A 21,240-nucleotide genomic window follows, 5' to 3' on the forward strand; every position below is an offset into this window, starting at 1 on the left:
TTGAGTGGTCGGTAATTTCAATGTTAGATGAGCTACCCACACCGACCGCGACTGCCGCCCGAAATCCGGCTGTGGGTTTCTTGGCTGTACGTGCTGTTCGTCGGCCAGGGATGCGACGTGGTGCCCTCACGTTTGAACTCGTAGTGCGGCGATCGTCAGGCGCGTTCGATGAGCGATGCAGCTTGTGCGGTGTTAGCCATGTGGGGACCTGTGCGCGGTCGGGTCCACCGGTCTGAGATACACGCCGAGGTTGCGCGCCGGTCGATTATCGGACAGACATTTGCGCGGACGCGCGCCGTTCCGAGAGCTTCCGCGGGCATCCGAACGACTCGAAATCGCCAGCGATATGTGTTGCGGCCTCCGGCCGTACGCCCTGCCAACCGCAGGCGTCGGCTCCGAGCCGCTGCCCTGCGATTAACGCCCTTTCCCAGTCCGGTTGACCGTCTGAGGTGAACAGAGCGTCGATGATGCCAGCGGACGTCCAATCCCCGGCTCCAGCGGAATCAACAAGAGCTGGTACCGGATGACCCGGAACGTCGGTCCACACGCCGTCGACTTGGATCCGTGCGCCCGCCGGTCCGAGGGTCTCAATCAGGGTTGTCAGGTCCGCCGGTAGCCGGTCTGCGAAGGCTGGGGCGCGCTCGGCGCTGTACTTCACGACATCAGACACCTCGACCGCCCGGTCGAAGAGCGCAGGCCTACCCAGTCCGGCCGGCTCGAAGAAGACCAGTGACCCAGCTTCCTTCCACCGACGAGCAAGTTCGATGGTGAATAGGCTGACTCTGTCGAAAAAGAAGACGTCGGGAGCTGGCAACTGCTGCACTATCGCCGCAGCGTATGCCACCTCTGACGGCCGGTGCTTGGCGAACCTGGCGCCGCACGCTGGACATGCGAAGCGCCACGCATGGTCATCGCGGCGGCGTTCCTGCACGACGATGGGAGTCGTCCACTGGTCGAATAGCCTCAGCGAATGCGTTCCTACCCCGTCGGCTTCCAGCGACTCCGCAAGAAAATGTCCAGCTGGGTCGGTGCCGATGGTTCCTGCCACTTCGGAGTGCCATCCGAGGCGCGCGAGGATTGCGGCCACGTTCACCGCCGTGCCGCCCGGAGAGGCGCAGACGCTTCCGTTGATCATGACGTCGACGGCGGCGAAGCCGCTGGTCACGACGGTGCGGGACCTTGCCGGCAGCTCGGAGTAGTTCATCACGTCCTATTCTTCACCTTCGGAGGGACCAGTCTTGTCCCCCCGTTAGAAGTGTGCAGCATGCCGATGACATCGAGGAGAGCATCTGGTCCACGCTGGCCAGACCGGCCAAGCGGCCAGCAACGATCCAACGCGGGAGAGCATCGGTCGACGCTGACACTCAGCCTCGTCGCCGTGAGCAACGCGAAGTCGTTACCGCCCGGCGCGCCCTGATCGCCGACTGCCAGCGTGGCTCCGGATCGCTGTTGCAATTTCCGGAGGAACGGCGCCTTACCGCTGTTAGCTGCAACAACATCAACACTGTGGCCGCTGGATACGACCTGTACGGGCGCGTCGAGGAACGCAACGACAGAGTCCACGATGCTCCGTGCGGCGGCGACGGACGCGCCGTTCCCGACGGGCTCGACGCCGACCTGCTGGTGGCCTTGCCGGACGACGATGGCGCCAAGTTCAACATACGCAGCGAGGGAAGCGCAGACTTCTTGCACCCAAGCGGCTTCATCTGTTGGCTGGGTCAGCGGTGCGTCGAGTGCCTGCTCCCAAGCGCCGTTGTGTAACCCGAGCTTAACTTGCGAGCGGAGATGCTCCGGCACCCACGCTTGAAGCGTCGTGTAAAGGCTACTTCCACGGCCAGAAGCGAACGCAAGCTGAAGGCCGTCTTGTAGGAGTTGCAGAAGGGCGTCCCGGATTTCTGCTCGGGGCAACTCGAACCGGGCCGTGGTGTCGACGCATGTGCCGTCGTAGTCCAAGACGATCGTCGTAAACCGCTGGCGCCCTACCCCAAGTCGCCACCGGTCGTACGCTACCTCCACTAGCGGTAGCGCGTCGGAGAATGTTGTGCCGATGGCACGTGCCTTCCGCGTCACGGGATTGTCCTCCGGGGTCGGGAACAACCGTTTGAACGGAAGATGGTATAGCTCGCGCCCAAATGCGGGAACCGGCGGCTTGCTAAGAGACAGGTTTTGCGCAGCGGCGCGCAGCGTCGGCGTTTGCATCGCGGCGGCGAGTAGGTGCAGTGATCCGGCAACGCCTGGTGTAGTCGTTCGGATGCGGACAATCCGGATGACGCTCGGGACGGTGCGGAGCGTGCGCTCAGCGAGCGCTTCGACTTCCGGGGTGATCAGCGCTAGCACAGCGGCGTGCGATGCGCGCCGCTGCAATCCGACATGCCTTCCGTGTGCGAAGTTGCGGTAGTCGGCAAGCTCTACCGGAGCTAAACCGAGTTCTTCGTATCTGATCTGGATGTCCAACGCCGCCGGGTATCCCCCGGAGCCGTAGAGGACGACCAACGGCCCTTCGGAAGTCAGTTCTGGCAGCGCGGGCAGACTTAATGCGGGGGGAAGGGTGCTCTCGTAGGCGCGTGCGACCACGGTACTCATCGACAGCACGCTCCCGGTCGCAAGGAACCCGTCCTTGGGTCGGACGGTCGGTACAGTGATCACGTGCACTCGAGAGTTGTTGAAAGGGGCAGCGAGCTCTGAGGGTGAGCGTGTTGTCAGCAGAACGACATTCAGGCCATGAGCGAGAGCGTGACTGACCGCCATTGATGAGTCTGGGTGACGTGCGCGCGCCGAGAACACCACGGCAATTGAATCGGGTGGTAATGCTCGGCGCTCGATGAACGCGAGCGGGGAAACGATTTCCGCTGATGCGCCGTTGTCGGAATGTAGCATCGCTGCGATGGCTGCTGCGGGCGCGGCACCTCCGGATGCGACCATGTAGGCATGCTGCGCTGACATGAGCCGGCGCAACGTTTTGTCGACTGCCACTGCAGCGGCGAGACGGTACACCTGTGGGAGTTCGCCTGTTTCGTCCCGGTAGTCCGCAGTCGGATCAAACGGCATACGGTGCTCCTAACAGCCATGCAGTCGAAATATTGACCGTTCGTCTACCCGGAGGCGCGTCGTGCAGCCGGTACGACATTGGGCGGGCATGCGCTAGAGAGAGACCTCGTTCGTGCGCGGCGAGGACGACGCCGAGTCCGAGCATCTTGCTCGTATGTTCACTGACGACAACGGCGGTCGACCCGAGCGGACGGAGAGCCTGGCGGTATCGGTCCGCGAGGTTGACCAGCTGACGGTACAGATCGAAGGGATTGGACTCGCTCGCGTAGAAGACGTTTCGCTGCTCGAGTTGCAGCTCATCGAAAAGGAGTTGCCGATGCTCAAGCAGGAGATCGTCGCCGGTCCTGGGGTCGGTGGCTGGGAACGGGATGACCGCACACACCTCTTCAGGCTGCAGGAAGGTGCTGAGAGCTTGGACTTCATCGACGGAGCTGCGTCCGAGTACGGGGATCCAGATCGTGGTTGCTGCGGTCTCGTCGGCACCCGCGAATCCGGGGAGCATCTCTGGTTCGTCGAGCTCGGAGGCGATGATCCTGCTGTCCGTGACGGGGTCCTCGGATGCGATCGCGAGGAGGTTTCCGGCGAATCGATTCATGTGCTGGCCGGCCTGGGTGAGCAGTAGCTGCAGGATTGCGAACGACACCATCGAAGGCAGGCCCGACATGTCCAGCAAGATGGTGTCGTAGTCCAAAAGGGCGTAGTCCCGCACGAGGGCCCGGGTGAGCTTTGCGGACTGGCTTGACGGATCCGACGAGGTAACTCGTGGAACGAACCGCAGTTGGGTTGAGAACAGGTTGCGCAGTTCGTCCTGGTGCGTGGCTGCCACTTGGTCGGCGGTGTCGTGGGAGCCTGGCGGTGCGAGTTCAAGGGCGAGGACGTCTAGGTCGGTGATGCTTTGCGCGACTCGGTGGGGGACGTCGAGCGTACGCGGGTCGAATCCGGCGCCGCAGAGCAGCAGAGTGCGGCCGCCCGCTTCCGCGGCGGCGCGCCAGAAGTCGACGGACTCATCGGAACTATCGGCAAAGACGTAGTCAAGCCATCTCAGATCAGGAGCCATGGGGTTACAGAAGCCGTTCGTCTGGGAGGCTGACGTCGTCGTCGATGTCCGGGAGGTGTCCGCCCAGCCGGGCGGCCGCGCGCGTCCAGCGGTTCAGCGTCCGTGCGACGCTCTGTTCTCGGAACCCGCCTCGTTGCAGCGGCAGCGAGAAATGCGGAAGCAGCATCCGATTGAGGTAGAACACTTGGAAGCGGCTGTTCTTCACTGCCTGCGGTTCGGCAGTGGTCTCCAACAAGTTGTTGGCCACTGCTTGGCCAAAGGCGTTGCGAAGGCGCTCCAGGTTGCTGTCCTGCTGCGGTGCGCGGAACAGGCGCTGCGCTTCTGACCATTCAAGAGCCATGCCGGTCACGCCCGGCGCGTACGGCGCGGTCGGCTGATACGTCTCGGCTCGCCCGCGCTCGGCGATGGAGTACAGCAGAGCTTGCACGTCCATGCCGTTAGGTATTCGTCGTGGAATGGTGTTCCACATCTCCTTGCTGCCTCGCCGCACGCGGACATCCTGTTCAGAGGCAAGTAGATACGGTGAGCGGCCCCGGATCATCAACGCCGAGAGAATGAGGTCGAACTGGTCGCCGGCGAGAGCGAGGTACTGTTCGATGTTTCTGCTCGATAGTTCCGCAAGGACGTTCGGCCCGAAGTAGTAAGGAAGATTCTGTTCACGAGCGAGAAAAAGTTTTGCAGCCGCGCGGGTGCTGCTGCTTGAGAGCTTTTCAGCGCGGTCCGGGTCGAGTTCCTCCACAAAGTCAAATAATGTAGGAGCTTGACGGTTCAAGTTCCGTTCAATCAGAATTCGTAGCTCCCGAAACCCAACTGCGCGTTCAAGAACGGATTGTGATCCACCTTGCTCGGTCAAACGTGCGAGCCACTGACGATGCTCAGGGTGCGCGTCAACCGCGGCGGAGGCGTCTCGCTCCGCCTCCGCGAGGGCACGTTCCATGAGACCACCCGGGATAGACTCAGCACTGCTCAAAAGCATCGAGAATAGTTCGTTTCTCCCCTGAGATAACAACGGGCGCATCGCTCTGCTGTCAGCGATTGCGGTCATGATCTGCCGCTGCTTGAACGGCCGGTCGAGGTGCTTCTCAATTTCGATGAGGCTGTATTCTCGGCCCTCGGTTCGACCGACCAGGAGTTCATTGAGAGGGACGGCCGACCGTCGTTCCGCGATCCAACGGCCAACTCGGGGTTCTCGGACGATCAGTGCGTTGTAAAGAGCGGTTCTCTGATCCGGGTCAAGGTCGTGTACGTCGTCAAAGAGCAGCACCGGTCGGGCATGAAGCTCAGAGTCGTTGACGAAGATTCTTGTTGTCGCGAGGAATTCCAGGGAGAGAAGGTCCGGGTGGCCGTCGATGCCTTCCCAGTCAACTGGCATTAGAGAGCCGAGTAAGTCCAGAACGGATCGTTCTTTCTCGCGTAACTGATCAAGGATCTGCTGCCCGTTGAAGGGAACAGTGTCGATATTGAAGAGGCGTTTTGCGAGTGCCCGGGCGCGTTCGGTGTCGGGCCCGGCGTTCGGTCGGAACTCGACCGACGAGGCGCCGTCGGGGAAGCGCTGCTCAGTCGCTGTGAGAGCTGCTTCGACCGCGCGCGTCAATATACGCGCGTCGAGAAGCTTGAAGAAGATCTTGAGGGCGCCGGCGCCTTGCGGTCCGAGATCGACGAGGGAGCGATAGTCGCGTCCCACGCTCACCATCAGCCCGAGCAGCTGGGGTCTGCCGTCGCTGAGGACACCACTAGAGTTCAGCTCGGATCGAAGCTCTTCGAGGTGATCATCGCGAGTGGGACTCCGGAAGGCTGCGAGGTTATCTGGCGTCAGCATCCGGAGCATCGACGTCTTGCCAGCGCCGGGAGCGCTGCGTAAGACGACCAGGCGGTTCCAAGCGACCGCGGCGTCCGGAAGCGCTTCGAGCATCGTGGTGCTGAACGTGGTGAGGAACCCGGCGCGGTCCCGTTGCATTTCCGTGTAGCGGGATCGGAATGGGTTACCTGATGGGCTCATGGTCGTCCGGGGTGGTGTCGTTCGTGCCGGGGGAAGACGCCGGTCCACGGGCTCGCGTCCGGTAAGCGTTCGGCGTCTGCTCCGTCATCCTTCCACAGGATCGGCGGTGCGTTGTTCGGCGCGTTGTGATGCAGGACAAGTGGGAGAGCGGAGCCGCCGAATCCGAATCGGAGGTCATCACCCCCGACTCTCGTGGCGTCAGTTACCCACGTGGCGCGGAAATACCGATCGCATAATTCGAGGAAGTCGCTGTCGCGGGCAGCGTTGAGAGGAAACGTTTCGGGGAACGTGTACGCGGACTTGACCGTGAAACGGTCGGCGTACCCAGCTTCGATGAGTCGGGTCTGCACGGTGGACTCGGCGTTCTCCGTCATCAGATAAAGCAGTCCCGTGACCTGCACATCATCCGCGACTACGCCCTCGCTTTGTAACAGGTCGACTTGGCGCAGTATCTTCGGGACCTTGCCCTTCCAAACGTCATGTTCCTTCCGTAGCATGGACGCGCCGGAGCCGGAGAAGTCGTCGACGACGAGGACTGACTGGAAGGTTGGCTCCGCCTGCAGACCCTGCTTCTCAAGGGCATCCTCGAGCGTCGCCCGCATGCCCTTCGCTTTTTCGGTCTCAATGACGTAGTCGAGGTGGAACTGTTCTGTAGACATATTGCTTGCCCGCCGGAGGCGATCAAGTCGCGCGCCGTCACTCATCCCAAGAACCAAGGTCCGTCGCTGCACCGCTTTGAACTCATCCGATGCAACTATGCGCGCAACCTGCCACAACGGCAGCCCGAGCTGCTCTGCTGCTTGTCGGCGAAACCAGGGCCTTAGAACATCCTGGTATACAGTCGAAACGAGATGCTCCATCTCGGCGGCCGAGATGAACACCAGGCGTCGAAGAATGAAGTCGAGCGCCGCGGTCCGATCGCCTCGGTCGAAGCAGTCGAGCCATGTTGCCAATGACTCGATGAACTTCACACCAGGCATGTATCCGCCATATTCATCGTACTTCGTTCGACTGAGCACCTGTAGCTTTGACAGCAGCTCGCTCAGGCGCTCGAGATCGTGCTCTGATGTCACCTCAGCAAGGACCATCTGCGCGAGTGAATTCCGCACGCTACCCCGTTCTCGGCGTGATTTCACGCTGACCCAAGCAAAGTGTAGTGTTCCTCAGGTAGCGTCCGCTGGCCCCCGTCGGGGTGGCGTGGGCGCGGTCGGCATGGAGCCTTGATGTGCCATTCGAGTTCCGCCGCGAGCCGGAACTTTGGGCGTTAGCGGAGACCATCGACTACGGGGCGCTGGGGGCGTGAACGAGCTCTCGTATTGAGGCGCGCCTGGGCGCGAGCCAACCGGCTGAAGGCTGTAGGCGTCGGTACCGGCTCGTCAACGAACCTCTACACACCGATTACGGAACGGCCGGGGTTGGTGATTTCTAACCGGTCTTCGAACATCTCGATAGTGACGCTGCCACAGGCCCACTCGAAGTCCTGGTGGCTTAGTGCGTTCGCTAGGAACTCGGGGATAGCCAGGGCCGTGAGACCCTTACCTCGAGCTGGCCGCCGAGCCGCGAGAGACACCGCTCGTCGATCATCGGCCGCTACATCGGCCGCCGCCAAGTGCAACTCATCGATGTCGACGACGACGAAGGACGGCGGCTCGATGAGCAGTCGCGGTGCCGACTGACCTAAGCGGGTAAGCCCCCCACCAAGCGGTGGGGGCTTCCTGCGTCGACTGCGCTGGTGGAGGCGCTGGGTGACTCGGGACCGCCGATCGTGGCACGCCTCTGGAGTGCCGTTGCTCCGCTATCCCGAACGCTGAGCAGTGAAGCCACCGTGAGGGGTGCAGATCCAGGGCAGGACGACTAACGGGAGCCAGATCGCCCCCACGATGGCGTCGAAGAGACACGCCAGCCTCATGACAGGGCCACAACGAGCTCCGCACAATGCATTCGTCGTCCTGGCGCTCAACTGGCGCCCGTTAGAGCGACCACCGCGGGGGCACCGCCTCGAGTAGCGGCCCCGGAACCGCCGACGGCAGACGACTAGTGGCGTTGTGGGTGCGTTACATACCGGACGTGCCGGTCGCTCTTCTCGACACTTCACCCGTCTTTGGGCTCGTTGCCATCGCTCCTTTGGTCTCTAGCCGCCAGCAGCAGCAGTGCCATGTTGACGGCTTCCTCGTTGAGTCCCCAGGCTTCGAATTCGCTGCGTAGGCGCCGGTTTCGCCGCTTCAGGAGGTCGATGGTGGTGGTCAACGCCACAACTGAGACAGCAAGCACCACAGGCAGTACCAAGTTGAGGAAATCGGCCGTGCCGCCGGGTGAGTTCGATGCCGAGCCCCAATCGGTGGTTGTCACGACGAGGGTCAGGGTGACAGCCCCCACGATCCCGATGACCGATGCAACCGCGGAACTAATGAGTCGACCACGGTTGTCCACTATCCGTTCCCACCATGTGGCTCGCTTTTGCGCCCGCGCCATCAGGTTGCCCAACGCGGCCAATTCGCGGTCCCTATGTACCTGTACGAACTTCCGCAGCTCGGCGTCGGTCGGCAGCGACTCCAAGGTTTCCTGCGAGAGCTTAACCGCTTCAATGCGGCGGCGCGGCCCCCGCTCCGTAGAGACGACGTAGATCGCTCGAACAATGGCCACGATCGCTCCGAGGCCCACTGTCCCAAACAAGCCTCGCAGCAGCAGTTCCCCGAGCTCAACCGTCACGATACGGAGGGTAGCGCGGGTTTAGCTTCCCGTTCACCGATCCAGCACTGTCGGCCAAGAACGCCGTGGTTCCAATGCCCGTCGGCGGAGAATCCCACAGGCTGGGTCCGCTTTCTCAATAGGGACAGTTCGAGGGAACGGGCCCCACCCTGCCGGGCGGCTCGCGCGGAGGTTCGGGCCCTCGTGCGCCGGCCGCGCCGCCCCAGCAAGAGCCCGAAGCCGCGGACGAAGTCCTCATGATCGAACTCGAACTCGAACGGGCTGCGGCCGGTGGGGGACGATTGCATCGGGCCCGAACGTGTGCTTAATGAACGGCCCGACCTCGAATCATCGAAGGACCTCGACCTGGGTGTGCCACGCTGCGAGCCATCGACGAGGCCTGCGGATGGTGCAGGCCGAGTCGTCCTCGTCGCACCTTCCTTCTTGAAGCGGATCGAGGAGGAAGGTGTTGCCGACCGTGAGCTGTCGGCCATGCTTGCATTGCATCACGCGGAGCCGTCCGGCGGTGTCGGCCCCGGAGGATTGGCCACTCCGTTGGGCGTCCAAGATGCCGTGGACGGGCGTAGGGCATCATGCAGCTTGGTGGGCATGAAGGCCGAGCGTTCGTTGCGTCTCTGGTTTGCGATTTCCTTCTCGGCAAGAAGGCTCTCGCACTCGTGATGCGGGCAGAGCAGAACGGGAAAAGTCAGGGACGAGCGAGTGCGCATGCAACCTCACGAGTTCCTTCGGTGCACGGGACGGCATGGCTGTGGAGCTCCAAGACTGTTCGCGTGTGGTCGTCGCGGAGGTGTTCGAGGACAACGCAACGGGCGTCTGCACCTTCTCGTCATCGGAAGGGGTGGTCGTCCCGGTCGGGCTCGTGTGGGAACTCCTGAGGCTCGCTGCTGTCGAGTTCCCGCAGGCCGCTCAAGCGGTGGTGGGATCGAGCCCCGCGAAATTAGGTGAGCGGCCGAAGTGATCAGAACACTTGACCTTCGGCCTGCGTCGAGCGGTGGATACCACTCAGAACTGCCGGTTCGCCACATCCGCCCGGTGCGACACCGCCAGTACGTCCCGCAGCCGCTCCGCGGGCAACGGTGCTCCCTGATCCGCCAGGTAGTCCGCCGCGAACCCCTCGGTACTCGCCGCGTAGATCCCCGTGTACGCCCCGGACTCCGGCTCGAAGCGCCACGAATCGGCCAGGGTCCCGGCGTCCACGGTGTCGAACCCGAGCAGCTGCACGAGCTCGGCGACCACGGCCTTGGCCTGCTCGTCGTCGCCCGCGATCGGCAGCGCAGTGCGGGGAGTGGAGTCGGCCAGGTTCGGGATGTGGTGCGCGACGATGTTGTTGAACGCCTTGACGATCCGCGTGCCGGGCAGGAGCGTCTGCTCGTACTCCGCCGTGGTCGTCGCGAGGGTGTCGAGCTGCTCGATCCGGCCGTCGCGACCGGGGTAGTAGTTGCCCGTCGACAGCGCGGTCCGCCCGGCGAAGGCGTCGAGGTCGGGGGCGAGCGCCGGGTAGGCGGTGAGCGGGATGGCGAGCACGGGCACGTCGCCGAACTCGACGGCCTGGCGCACGGTGCCGGCCTGGGCACGCGGGCCGAGCTCGGCGACGAGGTCCTGCAGCGACTCGGGGCCGCGCGAGTTCGCGATGAGGACGTCGAGGTCGGCGGCGACGGCCAGGCGTGCGATCGCGGTGCCGATGGCTCCGCTGCCGATGATGCCGATGCGGTTCATGTGGTGCCCTTTCAACAGTGGTGGAGGTCAGGGGAGAGCAGGGGCTTCCCAACCGCGCCGCGACAGGGCGGAGAGCGCGGCGGACGACGAGTCGTCGGCCATCGCGGCACCCCGGACCCAGCTGGTCGCCAACGCGGCGAGGAACAGGTCCCGCGCGCGGACGTCGGCACGCGCACGACCGGAACGCTGCGCGGCGCGGAGGAACTCGTCCGTGGTGGTGATGAACCCCTGGCACGTCAGGGCGAGCGGCGACGAGTCGGACGACGCGGCGGCACGGAGCGGTTCGGGCAGTCCGTCGAACGTGCCGGCCCACTCGGTGACCGCGTCGAGCCAGCCGTGCAGGGCGTCGCCGGTGTCCACGGAGCCGTCGCGCAGCGCTTCGCGACGGGCCACCAGGTGCTCGTCGCGCGCGGCGAGGAGCTCGGCGAGCAGGGCCTCGCGCGTGGGGAAGTGCCGGTACAGGGTGCCGGCGCCGACGCCGGCCTGCTTGGCGATCGCGTCGAGCGAGCCGGTCACGCCCTGCTCGGTGAACGCCCGCTCCGCGACCCGCAGGATGTGATCCCGGTTCCGCAGCGCGTCAGCGCGCGCGGGACGCGGCGGACGCGGGGAGTGCGGTGAACGCGGGGCGCGCCCGGCGGGAGCGGTCTGCTCGGGCATGGCGGGCCTCCAGGCTGTGGCTCAGGAACCGGAGAAGCTCTCCGGAATCACCACAGTACAGGAGACCCTCTCCGTTTCAACGCGGAAGCGCGATGCCCAGGCGTCAGGACTCCTCGGCAGCCTCCGCCGCGTCCGCCAGGTCCGACCGCGTGTTCGCGTGGATCGGCTCGCTGTGCCCGAAGGTCTTCGCAGCGGCACGCAGCCGCCCGACGAACTCCCCGTTGTCCATCTCGAGTTCGTCCTCTTCCGCGTCTTCGATGACGATCTCGCTCGAGGGCCCGATGAGGATCTTCGTGGTGGTCATCGTCCCGTCGTCGGCGACGGCGGGCACGTCGACGGTGTCCGCTCGGTCCCCGCCTGCGAGGGCCGCGGCGTACTCGATCACGGCATCGGCGACGTCGTCACCGACCAGGATCGTGGTGGCGTCGTAGTGGATGTGCTTCATCGCGTACTCCTTCCCGGACCCATACAAACGCGCGGCGCGGGAACGGGCTTCAGGATGACCGCTGCACGCGGTGGCCCGGGTCCGCGGACTCCAGGGCGTTCCACACGTCGCCCCAGATGAGTTCGAAGTCGACGGGGCGGATGCGGTCGGCCCGGAGCGCCTGCTCCAGGATCGACAGCGCGTCCAGGGAGCCGGTGAGCAGACGTTCGTCGCCGTGGACCTCGCGGCGGCCGTCGCCCAGGAACGTCGTCACGGTGACGGACCGCACCCGCGGTCGCAGCGAGCGGGTGGCGCGGGCGAGGACCGCGAAACCACCGCCGTAGAGGAGCAGCGCGGTGGTCGTGCCGACGGCGGGGACCGAGACGGCGAGCACCAGGGCGGCGAGGGCGAGGACCGCCCCGACGGCCGGCCAGACGTGCCAGGCACGCAGCAGCAGGCGCTCGCCGGTGGTCGTGCCGGGCGGGAACACGACGAGGGTCCGCGAACTCCACAGCGTCCGCCCGACGGGTCGGATCGTGTACCGGCCCCACAGGTGGGTGCCGTCGAGCAGCCGGGTGCGGACCGGCAGCGCCGTGGTCATCGAACGACCGGCGCGAGTTCCGCGCGCACCGGCGCGAGTTCCGCCCGGACCGGCTCGACGACGTCGCGGTGCCGGACGGTCGCCAGGCACGGGAAGCAGACCAGGTCGCCTTCGCGGACGTCGGCGGGCAACGGAGCCGGGAGGCGGTGGAACGGACCGTCGGCCTGACCGTCACAGCGGGTGACGACGTACATCGGGGAGAGGGAGCGGTGCTCCGGCGTCCGATCAGGCGCACCTGGTCGAGCACGGCGCAGGTCGGCAGGACCGCGTCGAGTTCCAGGAGCACCACCCCGGTGCGCGGTCGCCGCACACGGGTGACCGCCGCCACGGCGACGCTCACGTCGCGAGGTACCCAGCCGCGCGGGCGGTACCGGGGCGGGGACTGCTCGGCGGTGTGCACGGTCGGGGTGCCAGTGAGGTCGGCGAGCCGGACCATCGAGATCGCCGAGACAAGCAGGTCGTCGGTGGTCGCGACGGTGTGGGCCGGCCAGAGGAACGGGTCCATCGGATCGGGGAGCGACGCGCGGAGCGTCGGCATGATCGCAGTCAGTGTCACGAGCACACGCTCTCGCGGGCTCGAGCGGCGCGGAAGGCCTCCTGACGGAACCCCTACGGCCGGCGTCGGAGTCCTGACGGAGCGCTCACCGGCGGGTGGCCGAGCGCAGGGCTGCGGTCCACCCGAGCGAGATCACGCCGGCGCCGATCAGGGTCTTCACCACACCACCGAGGACGAACGGGTACAGCCCGTACTGCAGGGTCTGCTGCAGGTCGAGGCCGAGTGCCACCGCGAGCCAGGCCATCCCGGCGACGAAGGTGACGACGGTGCCGAGGGCGAAGGACAGCAGCGCGTTCCGCAACGGGCGGTCGCCGAAGCGTTCGGCGACCCAGCCGACCAGGGCTGCGGCGGCGACGAAGCCGACGATGTACCCGCCGGAGGGGCCGACGAGCACGCCGACCCCGGCCGAGCCGTCCGCGAAGACCGGCAGCCCGACGACGCCGAGCAGCGCGTAGACGAGCATCGACAGGGCACCGCGACGGGCGCCGAGGGCACTGCCGACGAGCAGCACGGCCAGGGTCTGCCCGGTGATCGGGACGGGCCAGATCGGCACGGACACCTGCGCTGCACCGGCGGTCAGCAGCGCGCCGCCGAGGACCAGCGTGGTGCTGACGACGGCGGTGCGGGGGAGCAGGGCGTCGGCGAGCGGACGGTGTGCGGCGGGGGTGATCGTGGTCATGGTGACTCCTTGCAGAGGGGAGAGGGAGGGTCAGACCGCGACGGCGGCCAGCAGGGACTCGGCGTCGCGTCGGGCCTCGGCCACGGCGGCGGTGTCGAGGCCGCAGGCGCGCAGGCAGGTCGCGACGAGGGCGTCGCGGTCCGCGTCCTGCACGGGGCCGGACCGGCGGAGCTGGATGACGGTCTCGGTGATCTGGATGAGCACCGCACCGAGACGCGACGGCGAGACGCCGGCGGCGACGTCCGGGCTGGCAGCGCGCGAGCCGAGGCGCCCGTAGGCCTCCTGCAGTTCGACGCGCTCGGCCCGGAACCCGTCGTAGCGCTCGCCCTGCACCTCGGGCAGCAGGTAGAGCGTGCCGATGTTGTGCGGCGTGCGGGCGAGGGTGTCCACGTCGGCGACGACCAACGCGGCGAGGGCACCGGCGGCCGAAGCCGACTCCGGCACGAGATGCTCGAGGCCGCGGACCAGCTCGAGGCTCGGGCGCACCGACGTCGTGAGCAGCTCGACGAGCATGTCGTCCTTGCCGGCGAAGTGGTAGTACAGCGAGGCCTGCCGGATCCCGACCCGTTCGGCGATCGCCCGGGTCGAGGTCGCGCTGATGCCGTTCTCGACGAACAGCGCGGCGGCGGCGTCGAGGATCTGGTCGCGCGGGCTCAGCGCGGAGTCGGCGTTCGGCACGACCCGCGGTCGGCCGGGGCGCACGGGCCGGTCGTCGGGGGTCATGCCCCCATCCTGACAGCCGGTGTCCGTCACGACCGCTCCCGGTACGCGCGCCAGCCGCCGTGGTGGGTGATGTCCTCGGCCCCCTGGACCGCGAACGGCTCGACCAGGAACCCGGAGACCTCGGTGCCGTCGTCGAGCGCCACCGTGCCGATCGCCATCGGTGCCGGCAGGGCTGCGACGAAGGTGCCGAAGCCGGCGGCGGGCAGGCGCCAGACCTCCCCGACGATGCCCGAGCCCGAGCCCGTCCCCGAGCCCGTCCCCGGCGCAGCAGCACCGGACGCGACCGGTCCCACGCGGACCAACCCGGGCTTGGGCGGCACCGTGTCGAGGGCGTACAACCGGTAGTCGGACGCGGTGCGGGCCTCCCGGACGAACGATCCGCCGGACGCGACCAGCTGTCCGTTCAGCGGCTGACCGCGCAGGTGCGCCCCGACGACCAGCAGGTCGACGGTCGGGGCGGCGAACGCGGCCGCCAACGCCGCCAGGCGGCGGTCACTGAACGCCGGACCGGTGAGCATGACGCCGAACGGCAGCCCGTCGACGAAGCCCGCTGGCACCGCGAGCGAGGCCATGTCGAGCAGGTTCGCGAAGTTCGTGTACCGACCCATCCGGCTGTTCGCGCCGATCGGGTCGGCCGCGACCTGCTCGAGCGTCGGGTGCCACGTCGTCGTCGGGGTGAGCAGGGCGGTCGTGCCCTCGAGTGCGGCGCGACCCGCTGCCCCGAACGCGTCGAGCCGTTCCTGGTCGGCGAAGAGCTCCGCGGCGGTCGGCAGTGCGCCACCGAGCACGATCGCGGCGACCGACGGGTCGAGGTCGGCACCGACCTCGTCGCGGTGGGCCTCGATGTGGGCGCCGACGGCCGCGTACCGCTCGGCGACGAACGCGCCGTCGTAGAGCAGCGACGCGGCGTCGAGCAGGGGTGCGATGTCGACCTCGACCACCTGGTGTCCGAGCGCACGGAACCGCTCGACTGCCGCGGCGAACGCCTCGGCCCATCCGGGTGCGAGCCCCTCGAGCTGCGACGGCAGCGGCACCGCGATGCGCGGGACGGCGGGCAGGTCGGCAAGGGCGAGGTCGGGCCGCGCGAGCGGGTCGACGCCGTCCGGACCGGCCATCAGCTCGGCCGCCGTGCGCGCCAGGTCGAGCGACCGGGCGAACACCGTGACGCAGTCCTGCGAGCGGCAGGCGGGGACGACCCCGGTGTTCGGCACGAGCCCCTTCGTCGGCTTCACCCCGACCAGGTTGCCGAGCGCGGCGGGCACCCGGCCGGACCCGGCGGTGTCGGTGCCGAGCGCGAAGTCGACGATGCCCAGGGCGACCGCCGTGGCGGAACCGCTCGACGAGCCGCCGGAGATCCGCGTCGGGTCCCAGGCGTTCCGGACCGCACCGAAGGGCGAGCGGGTGCCGACCAGGCCGGTGGCGAACTGGTCGAGGTTCGTCTTGCCGACGACGACGGCTCCGGCGGCGCGGAGCCGGGCGACGGCGGTGGCGTCGGCGGCGGGTTCGTGGGCGTAGGAGCGGGCGGCTGCGGTGGTGGGCAGGCCGGCGACGTCGATGTTGTCCTTCACGGCGAACAGCAGGCCGGCCAGGGGCAGCGTCGGGTCGACGGCTTCGGCCTCGGCCAGCACGTCGGTGCGGTCGCGCAGGGTGATCCAGACCTCGGGCCGGTCGACGGCGTCGATGCGGGCGAAGGCGTCACGGACGCGGGCCGCGGCGGACGTCGTGGCGGCCGCGGTGGCGGCGGTCGGGCCGGTGCTCGCCGCGCCGATCCCGCTCACGGCGGCGCTCGCCGCGCCGATCCCGCTCACGCCGGCGCTCGTGCCGCTCACGCTGCCGCTCCGATCGCGGCGAGGACCTGGCCCGGTGCGACCTGGTCGCCCGGCTTGATGTACACCTCGAGCACGTGGCCCGGCACCGGTGCGTGCACCATCGACTCCATCTTCATCGCCTCCACGGCCAGCAGCTTCTGCCCCTCGTCCACGCGGTCACCCGGGCGGACGTCCACCTGCCACACGGTCGAGGTGAAGGGGGCGTACACGGCGGTCGACCCCTCGGGCACGGTCACGGCGTCGGCCACCACGGCGGCCGGTTCGTCACGGACGTCGAACTCGCCCGATGCCCGCCACCGTTCCTTCTCCTCGCCGAACGCCTGCGCCTGCTGCGCCCGGAAGTCGGCGATGGACCCGGCGTTGTCAGCCAGGAACCGGTTGTACGACGCGATCGAGAACTCGCCCTCGACGGTCTCGAACGAGCCCCGTCCGGCGTCCGTCTCGGCGCGCAGCTCGAGCAGCTCGTCGGCACCGACCGGGTACCACTCGATCCGGTCGAAGAACCGCAGCGCCCACGGGTTCTCCTGGAACAGCCCGCCGCGGCGGAACCGGTTCCAGATCTGCACGGTGCGGCCGACGAACTGGTAGCCGCCCGGACCCTCCATGCCGTAGATGCACAGGTACGCGCCGCCGATGCCGACGGAGTTCTCGGCGGTCCAGGTGCGGGCCGGGTTGTACTTCGTCGTGACCAGGCGGTGCCGGGGGTCGAGCGGGGTCGCGACCGGGGCGCCGAGGTACACGTCGCCCAGGCCGAGCACCAGGTAGCTCGCGTCGAACACGGTGCGGAAGACGTCGTCGACGCTCTCGAGCCCGTTGATGCGACGGATGAACTCGATGTTCCACGGCGTCCACGGGGCGTCGTTCCGGACGCCGTTCATGTACCGCTCGATCGCCAGCCGGGTGGCCGGGTCGTCCCACGACAGCGGCAGCTTGACGGTGCGGGACGGCACGACGAGCTGGTCGGTCGGCGGGATCTCGTCCTCGAGCTCGCGGAGCAGCCCCGCCACGTCGCGCGCCTTGAGCACGGACGCGTCGGTGTGCACCTGCAGCGAGCGGATGCCCGGCGTGATGTCGAGGATCCCCTTCGGCGTGTGCTCCTGCAGCTTCGTCATGAGCGCGTGCACACGCATCCGCAGCGCGATGTCGAGGGTCATGTCGCCGTACTCGACGAGCACGTTGTCGTCGCCGTCGCGTCGGTACGCGACGCTCGGCCGCACGTCGGTCGCGTCCAGGCGGGCGATCACGCCGTCGTCGCCGTCACCCCCGGTGCGCGGCACCGTCCTGGAGGCCCGGTGTGCGTCGAGCGCGGCGGCGTCGGCTTCGCGGACGGGGACGAACCGGACCGTGTCACCCGGTCGGAGCTGGCCCAGCTTCCACAGGTCCCCACTGGCGACCACGGCGGGGCAGACGAAGCCGCCGAGTGACGGTCCGTCCGGTCCGAGGATGATCGGGGTGTCCCCGGTGAAGTCGATCGCACCGACCGCGTACGGGGTGTCGTGGATGTTCGACGGGTGCAGACCGGCCTCGCCGCCGTCGGTCCGCGCCCACTCCGGCCGCGGCCCGATGAGCCGGATGCCGGTGCGCGCCGAGTTGTGGTGCACGGCGTAGTCGGTGGCGTAGAAGACGTCGAGGTCGGCACGGGTGAAGAAGTCCGGCGCGGCGTGCGGCCCCTCGGTCACGGCGATCTCCCACGCGTCGGTCAGCGCGGTGCGGCGGTCGGCCGGGGTCGGACCGCCCACCAGGCCCAGACGCGTGCCGGACGGGAACGCCGGGTGCGGGGCGTCCGAGTCCGGGGAGCCCGGGCGCAGGACGTCGCCGGCGAGCAGGGCCCGACCGGCGTGACCGCCGAAGCCACCGAGCGTGAAGGTCGCGGTCGAGCCGAGGTAGGTCGGCACGTCGAAGCCGCCCCGGACCGCCAGGTAGGTGCGGAGGCCCGGACCGGGGGCCGTGCCGATCGCCAGGGTCTGGCCGGCGCCGACCTCGACGGGCTCCCACAGCGCCACGGGCTCACCGTCGAGGCTGACCGGCGCCGGCGCACCCGTGAGCGCGACCACCGCGGCGGCCGAGAACCGGAGTGTCGGGCCGGTGGCTGTGACCTCGAGCGCGGGGGCACCGTCCGGGTTGCCCACGGCGCGGTTCGCCTCGGCGAAGGACGCCGCGTCGAACGGGCCGCTCGGCGGGACGCCCACCTGCCAGTACCCGACCCGGCCGGGCAGGTCCTGGATCATCGTCATGGTGCCGGGCGCGACGACGTCGATGCGCGGGTCCGGGTCCTCGGTCGCGTCGAGCGTCGAGGTGGAGTGCGTGGCGGTGCGGAGCTCGAGGTCGTCGGTCAGCGCACGGAGGAGCCCGGCGTTCGTGACGATGCCGTCGATGCGGGTGGCCGCGAGCCCGTCGCGCAGCAGATCGAGGGCGTCGTCGCGGGTCTCCCCGGTGGCGATCACCTTCGCGAGCATCGGGTCGTAGAACGCGGACACCTCGGAGCCGGTCTCGACCCAACCGTCGACGCGGATGCCGGTGCGTTCGCCGGATGCCGTGGTCGCGCTCGGGAACACGGCCTGGGTGACGAGGCCACTGGAGGGCAGCGAGCCCTTCGCCGGGTCCTCGGCGTAGACGCGGGCCTCGACGGCGTGGCCGTTCGGGGTCCAGGTGCGGTCGAACACGTCGGGGTCGATGCCGGCGGCACCGTCGCTGGCCAGGCGGAGCATGAGCTCGACGAGGTCGACGCCGAACACTTCCTCGGTGACCGGGTGCTCGACCTGCAGGCGGGTGTTCACCTCGAGGAACGACGCCTCTTCGCGCACCGGGTCGTAGACGAACTCGACGGTGCCGGCGCTGCGGTACCCGACGCTCTCGGCCAGGCGGCGGGCGGACGCGTGCAGCTCGGCGCGGACGTGCTCGGGGAGCGCCGGTGCCGGGGCTTCCTCGATGACCTTCTGGTTGCGGCGCTGCAGGGAGCAGTCGCGGTCACCGATCACCGCCACGCGGCCCTCGCCGTCGCCGAAGAGCTGGACCTCGACGTGCCGGGCCGGTCGCACGAGCCGCTCGAGGAAGATGCCGGCCGACCCGAAGTTCGCGGTCGCCAGGCGGACGACGCTCGTGTAGGCCTCGCGGACCTCGTCGAGGGTCGAGCAGGCCTGCATGCCGATCCCGCCGCCGCCTCCGGTGGCCTTGAGCATGACGGGCAGCCCGATGCGCGCGGCTTCGGCCACGGCGTCGTCGACGCTGGCGAGCAGCCCGGTGCCGGCGAGCATCGGGACCCCGGCGGCGGCGGCCAGCTCGCGGGCGGTGTGCTTCGCGCCGAACCGGACGATCTGGTCGGCGGTCGGCCCGACGAACCGGATGCCGGCGTCCTCGCAGGCGCGGGCGAAGTCGGTGTTCTCGGACAGGAACCCGTAGCCGGGGTGCACGAGTCCGGCGCCGGTGTCCTTCGCGGCCTGCACCACCGCGTCGATGCGCAGGTACGAGTCGCGGGCGGGTGCGGGTCCGAGCCGGACGGCTGTGTCGGCCTCGCGGACGTGGGGTGCCGCACGGTCGGCGTCGGAGTAGACGGCGACGGTGCGCATGCCGAGCGCCTTTGCGGACCGGATGACGCGGCGGGCGATCTCACCGCGGTTCGCGACGAGGACGGTGTCGGTGCTGAGGGGGGTCTGGTTCACGGTGGCGGTCCCGGTGGGGTCGGGCGCGGCGGTCACGGCTGGACCACGATCATGCGCAGCGGTGTGCAGGAGAAGTCGTTGCAGGGGTTGTTCATCTGCGGGCAGTTCGAGACGACGACGAGCACGTCCCGCTCGGCCCGGATCGCGACCCGCTTGCCGGGGGCACTCATGCCGTCGACGATCCCGAGGGCGCCGTCGGCCTCGACCGGCACGTTCATGAACCAGTTGAGGTTCGACACGATGTCGCGGGCACCGAGTCCGTGGCGGCCGGCCTCGGCCAGGAAGTTCTCGCGGCAGCCGTGCTGGTACCGGGTGTGGTGCCCGTACCGAAGGGTGTTCGACTCCTTCGAGCACGCGCCGCCGATGGTGTCCTGCCGGTCGATCTCGTTCGCGACGACGGTCATCAGCGGGCGGCCCTCGTTCGACATCAGCACGGTGCCGGTGCGGACGTACGCGTTGCCCTGCGCGGCGAGGGTGTCCGGCACGCTGTACCGCTCGTCGGGGTCGTGGGCGTCGTAGAGCAGGCAGTCGGCGCTCTGGTTGCCGCCGACGTCGACGATGGTGAGCACCTGGCCGGCGCGGACCACGGCGGACCACGGCGCGAGCGGGGCGACCCGGTCGTCGCGGACCACGGTGCCCGGCACGAGGGACTCGCTCCAGTCGAGGGCGACGTCCGGGTCGTGGACGGCTCCGACCGGGACGGTGGAGGCGGGGGTGTGGGTGTGGGTCGTCGTGCCGGTCATCACAGGCCTCGGGCTTCCGCGTGGTCGATCGAGTTCAGGTAGGCGCGGGTGAGCTCCGGCGTCGCGGTGAACCGCTCGTCGGCCGCGGTCGTCGGGGCCCCGCGCCAGGCGTGCACCCGCAGTGGTCCGACCAGGTAGTCCGGGCGCGGGTCGATCGGGTGCGCGACGTTGGCGACCAGGACGAGCAGCGGCAGCTCGGCGACGAGCGTGACGTGGGTGCCCGCGCCGGCCGAACCGGTGAAGGTCATCGCCCCCTCGGCGTCGATCCGCACGCCCTGGAAGAACGAGATGCTCGGCGGCAGGTCCCGCTTGGTGAGCCCGTGCTTCGCGGCGGCCTTCGCGAACAGCGACCGACCGCTCGGGGTGCGCCCCTCGGGTGCCGCGTCGCCGTACTTCCGCTCGTTCCAGGCGTCGGTCGAGGTGCCGCAGAACGCGTCGTGGTGCCCCGAGGTGTCCTCGAGCACGGTCGCGAGTGCCCGGCCGTCCCCGCTCAGCAGCGGCGAACCCTGGCCCAGGTACGCCTGCCACGGGATCTTCTGGGTGTCGGCGACGTTGAGCCGTTCCCACGGTTCGAGCGCGTTGAACACCAGGACGTTGGCGCAGGCTTCACCCGTCGGGTCGTCGAACCGCAACCGTGACCCGCGGGCCAGCACCTTGTGCGTGTACCCGCCCGGCGCCACCGTCTCGGCCCAGACGAGCTGGGCGGGGTCGACGCCCTCGGGGGCGAACGGCGACGACGACGCCGGCAGGTACGGCATGTACTCGGACTGCGAGCCGGCCTGGGCGCGTGCGTCGGACCGGGAGGCGAGCACGCTGTCGGTCTGGTGGAGGTCGCGCATG

The 21,240-nt window shown here is 68.3% G+C and carries 17 protein-coding genes; all 17 read right to left on the reverse strand.

The genetic code is table 11. The features are described from left to right. Positions 1 to 265: 265 nt before the first annotated feature. The 17 genes from ACZZ9K_RS11625 to ACZZ9K_RS11705 all read right to left on the reverse strand — a co-directional run bounded on the left by ACZZ9K_RS11625 (position 266) and on the right by ACZZ9K_RS11705 (position 21,239). Positions 266 to 1,204: a carbohydrate kinase family protein gene (locus ACZZ9K_RS11625; RefSeq protein WP_463444106.1), complete on the reverse strand. Its 939-nt coding sequence runs from the start codon at positions 1,202 to 1,204 to the stop codon at positions 266 to 268. Continuing rightward, positions 1,204 to 3,048 (reverse strand): hypothetical protein, encoded by a 1,845-nt coding sequence (locus ACZZ9K_RS11630; protein WP_463444107.1) that lies wholly within the window; start codon positions 3,046 to 3,048, stop codon positions 1,204 to 1,206. Before ACZZ9K_RS11630 ends, ACZZ9K_RS11625 begins: the two co-directional genes overlap by 1 nt. Further along, positions 3,038 to 4,105 carry a hypothetical protein gene (locus tag ACZZ9K_RS11635; RefSeq protein WP_463444108.1) on the reverse strand — a complete coding sequence of 356 codons (1,068 nt, stop codon included), beginning with the start codon at positions 4,103 to 4,105 and terminating at the stop codon, positions 3,038 to 3,040. Before ACZZ9K_RS11635 ends, ACZZ9K_RS11630 begins: the two co-directional genes overlap by 11 nt. A gap of 4 nt (positions 4,106 to 4,109) precedes the next feature. After that, on the reverse strand, positions 4,110 to 6,104 hold the full coding sequence (locus tag ACZZ9K_RS11640; RefSeq protein ID WP_214544134.1) for an ORC-CDC6 family AAA ATPase: 1,995 nt from the start codon (positions 6,102 to 6,104) through the stop codon (positions 4,110 to 4,112). After that, complete coding sequence (locus ACZZ9K_RS11645) at positions 6,101 to 7,192, reverse strand: phosphoribosyltransferase-like protein (RefSeq protein ID WP_463444109.1); 1,092 nt, start codon at positions 7,190 to 7,192, stop codon at positions 6,101 to 6,103. The genes ACZZ9K_RS11640 and ACZZ9K_RS11645 overlap by 4 nt, the downstream gene beginning before the upstream one ends. A 1,003-nt stretch (positions 7,193 to 8,195) precedes the next feature. Further along, positions 8,196 to 8,813, reverse strand: coding sequence for a hypothetical protein (locus ACZZ9K_RS11650; protein WP_214544136.1), 618 nt, complete (start codon positions 8,811 to 8,813; stop codon positions 8,196 to 8,198). Positions 8,814 to 9,815: 1,002 nt separating this feature from the next. Beyond that, on the reverse strand, positions 9,816 to 10,529 hold the full coding sequence (locus tag ACZZ9K_RS11655) for an NADPH-dependent F420 reductase (RefSeq protein WP_463444110.1): 714 nt from the start codon (positions 10,527 to 10,529) through the stop codon (positions 9,816 to 9,818). A gap of 27 nt (positions 10,530 to 10,556) precedes the next feature. Next, positions 10,557 to 11,186, reverse strand: coding sequence for a TetR/AcrR family transcriptional regulator (locus ACZZ9K_RS11660; RefSeq protein WP_349847467.1), 630 nt, complete (start codon positions 11,184 to 11,186; stop codon positions 10,557 to 10,559). Between the two features lie 103 nt (positions 11,187 to 11,289). Further along, the gene (locus ACZZ9K_RS11665) at positions 11,290 to 11,631 is read right to left on the reverse strand and encodes a hypothetical protein (protein WP_071404752.1); all 342 of its coding nucleotides are present in this window, start codon (positions 11,629 to 11,631) and stop codon (positions 11,290 to 11,292) included. Positions 11,632 to 11,680: 49 nt separating this feature from the next. Further along, positions 11,681 to 12,211: a DUF6611 family protein gene (locus ACZZ9K_RS11670; protein WP_463444111.1), complete on the reverse strand. Its 531-nt coding sequence runs from the start codon at positions 12,209 to 12,211 to the stop codon at positions 11,681 to 11,683. After that, entirely contained in the window at positions 12,208 to 12,405 is a 198-nt protein-coding gene (locus ACZZ9K_RS11675; RefSeq protein ID WP_463444112.1) for a hypothetical protein, read from the reverse strand. The genes ACZZ9K_RS11670 and ACZZ9K_RS11675 overlap by 4 nt, the downstream gene beginning before the upstream one ends. Positions 12,406 to 12,852: 447 nt before the next feature. Next, positions 12,853 to 13,446 carry a biotin transporter BioY gene (locus ACZZ9K_RS11680; RefSeq protein WP_463444113.1) on the reverse strand — a complete coding sequence of 198 codons (594 nt, stop codon included), beginning with the start codon at positions 13,444 to 13,446 and terminating at the stop codon, positions 12,853 to 12,855. 30 nt (positions 13,447 to 13,476) lie between these two features. Beyond that, positions 13,477 to 14,169 (reverse strand): TetR/AcrR family transcriptional regulator, encoded by a 693-nt coding sequence (locus ACZZ9K_RS11685; protein ID WP_463444114.1) that lies wholly within the window; start codon positions 14,167 to 14,169, stop codon positions 13,477 to 13,479. A gap of 26 nt (positions 14,170 to 14,195) precedes the next feature. Beyond that, positions 14,196 to 15,998, reverse strand: coding sequence for an allophanate hydrolase (gene atzF / locus ACZZ9K_RS11690; RefSeq protein ID WP_463444115.1), 1,803 nt, complete (start codon positions 15,996 to 15,998; stop codon positions 14,196 to 14,198). Continuing rightward, positions 15,995 to 19,693: an urea carboxylase gene (uca, locus tag ACZZ9K_RS11695; RefSeq protein ID WP_463444116.1), complete on the reverse strand. Its 3,699-nt coding sequence runs from the start codon at positions 19,691 to 19,693 to the stop codon at positions 15,995 to 15,997. The genes atzF and uca overlap by 4 nt, the downstream gene beginning before the upstream one ends. Then, complete coding sequence (locus ACZZ9K_RS11700) at positions 19,690 to 20,400, reverse strand: urea amidolyase associated protein UAAP2 (protein ID WP_463444117.1); 711 nt, start codon at positions 20,398 to 20,400, stop codon at positions 19,690 to 19,692. The genes uca and ACZZ9K_RS11700 overlap by 4 nt, the downstream gene beginning before the upstream one ends. Further along, the gene (locus ACZZ9K_RS11705; RefSeq protein WP_111057534.1) at positions 20,400 to 21,239 is read right to left on the reverse strand and encodes an urea amidolyase associated protein UAAP1; all 840 of its coding nucleotides are present in this window, start codon (positions 21,237 to 21,239) and stop codon (positions 20,400 to 20,402) included. The genes ACZZ9K_RS11700 and ACZZ9K_RS11705 overlap by 1 nt, the downstream gene beginning before the upstream one ends. Position 21,240 lies beyond the last annotated feature (1 nt).

The sequence above is a fragment of the Curtobacterium sp. AC268 genome, assembly GCF_979258745.1.

What these genes read in the sequence shown, in the direction of transcription:
- ACZZ9K_RS11660 (WP_349847467.1), bottom strand. Translation starts at nt 11,186, where the DNA reads ATGCCCGAGCAGACCGCTCCCGCCGGGCGCGCCCCGCGTTCACCGCAC.
- ACZZ9K_RS11640 (WP_214544134.1), bottom strand. Translation starts at nt 6,104, where the DNA reads ATGAGCCCATCAGGTAACCCATTCCGATCCCGCTACACGGAAATGCAA.
- ACZZ9K_RS11705 (WP_111057534.1), bottom strand. Translation starts at nt 21,239, where the DNA reads ATGCGCGACCTCCACCAGACCGACAGCGTGCTCGCCTCCCGGTCCGAC.
- ACZZ9K_RS11635 (WP_463444108.1), bottom strand. Translation starts at nt 4,105, where the DNA reads ATGGCTCCTGATCTGAGATGGCTTGACTACGTCTTTGCCGATAGTTCC.
- ACZZ9K_RS11655 (WP_463444110.1), bottom strand. Translation starts at nt 10,529, where the DNA reads ATGAACCGCATCGGCATCATCGGCAGCGGAGCCATCGGCACCGCGATC.
- ACZZ9K_RS11680 (WP_463444113.1), bottom strand. Translation starts at nt 13,446, where the DNA reads ATGACCACGATCACCCCCGCCGCACACCGTCCGCTCGCCGACGCCCTG.
- ACZZ9K_RS11670 (WP_463444111.1), bottom strand. Translation starts at nt 12,211, where the DNA reads ATGACCACGGCGCTGCCGGTCCGCACCCGGCTGCTCGACGGCACCCAC.
- ACZZ9K_RS11630 (WP_463444107.1), bottom strand. Translation starts at nt 3,048, where the DNA reads ATGCCGTTTGATCCGACTGCGGACTACCGGGACGAAACAGGCGAACTC.
- ACZZ9K_RS11645 (WP_463444109.1), bottom strand. Translation starts at nt 7,192, where the DNA reads ATGGTCCTTGCTGAGGTGACATCAGAGCACGATCTCGAGCGCCTGAGC.
- ACZZ9K_RS11700 (WP_463444117.1), bottom strand. Translation starts at nt 20,400, where the DNA reads ATGACCGGCACGACGACCCACACCCACACCCCCGCCTCCACCGTCCCG.
- ACZZ9K_RS11675 (WP_463444112.1), bottom strand. Translation starts at nt 12,405, where the DNA reads ATGTACGTCGTCACCCGCTGTGACGGTCAGGCCGACGGTCCGTTCCAC.
- ACZZ9K_RS11685 (WP_463444114.1), bottom strand. Translation starts at nt 14,169, where the DNA reads ATGACCCCCGACGACCGGCCCGTGCGCCCCGGCCGACCGCGGGTCGTG.
- ACZZ9K_RS11625 (WP_463444106.1), bottom strand. Translation starts at nt 1,204, where the DNA reads ATGAACTACTCCGAGCTGCCGGCAAGGTCCCGCACCGTCGTGACCAGC.
- ACZZ9K_RS11665 (WP_071404752.1), bottom strand. Translation starts at nt 11,631, where the DNA reads ATGAAGCACATCCACTACGACGCCACCACGATCCTGGTCGGTGACGAC.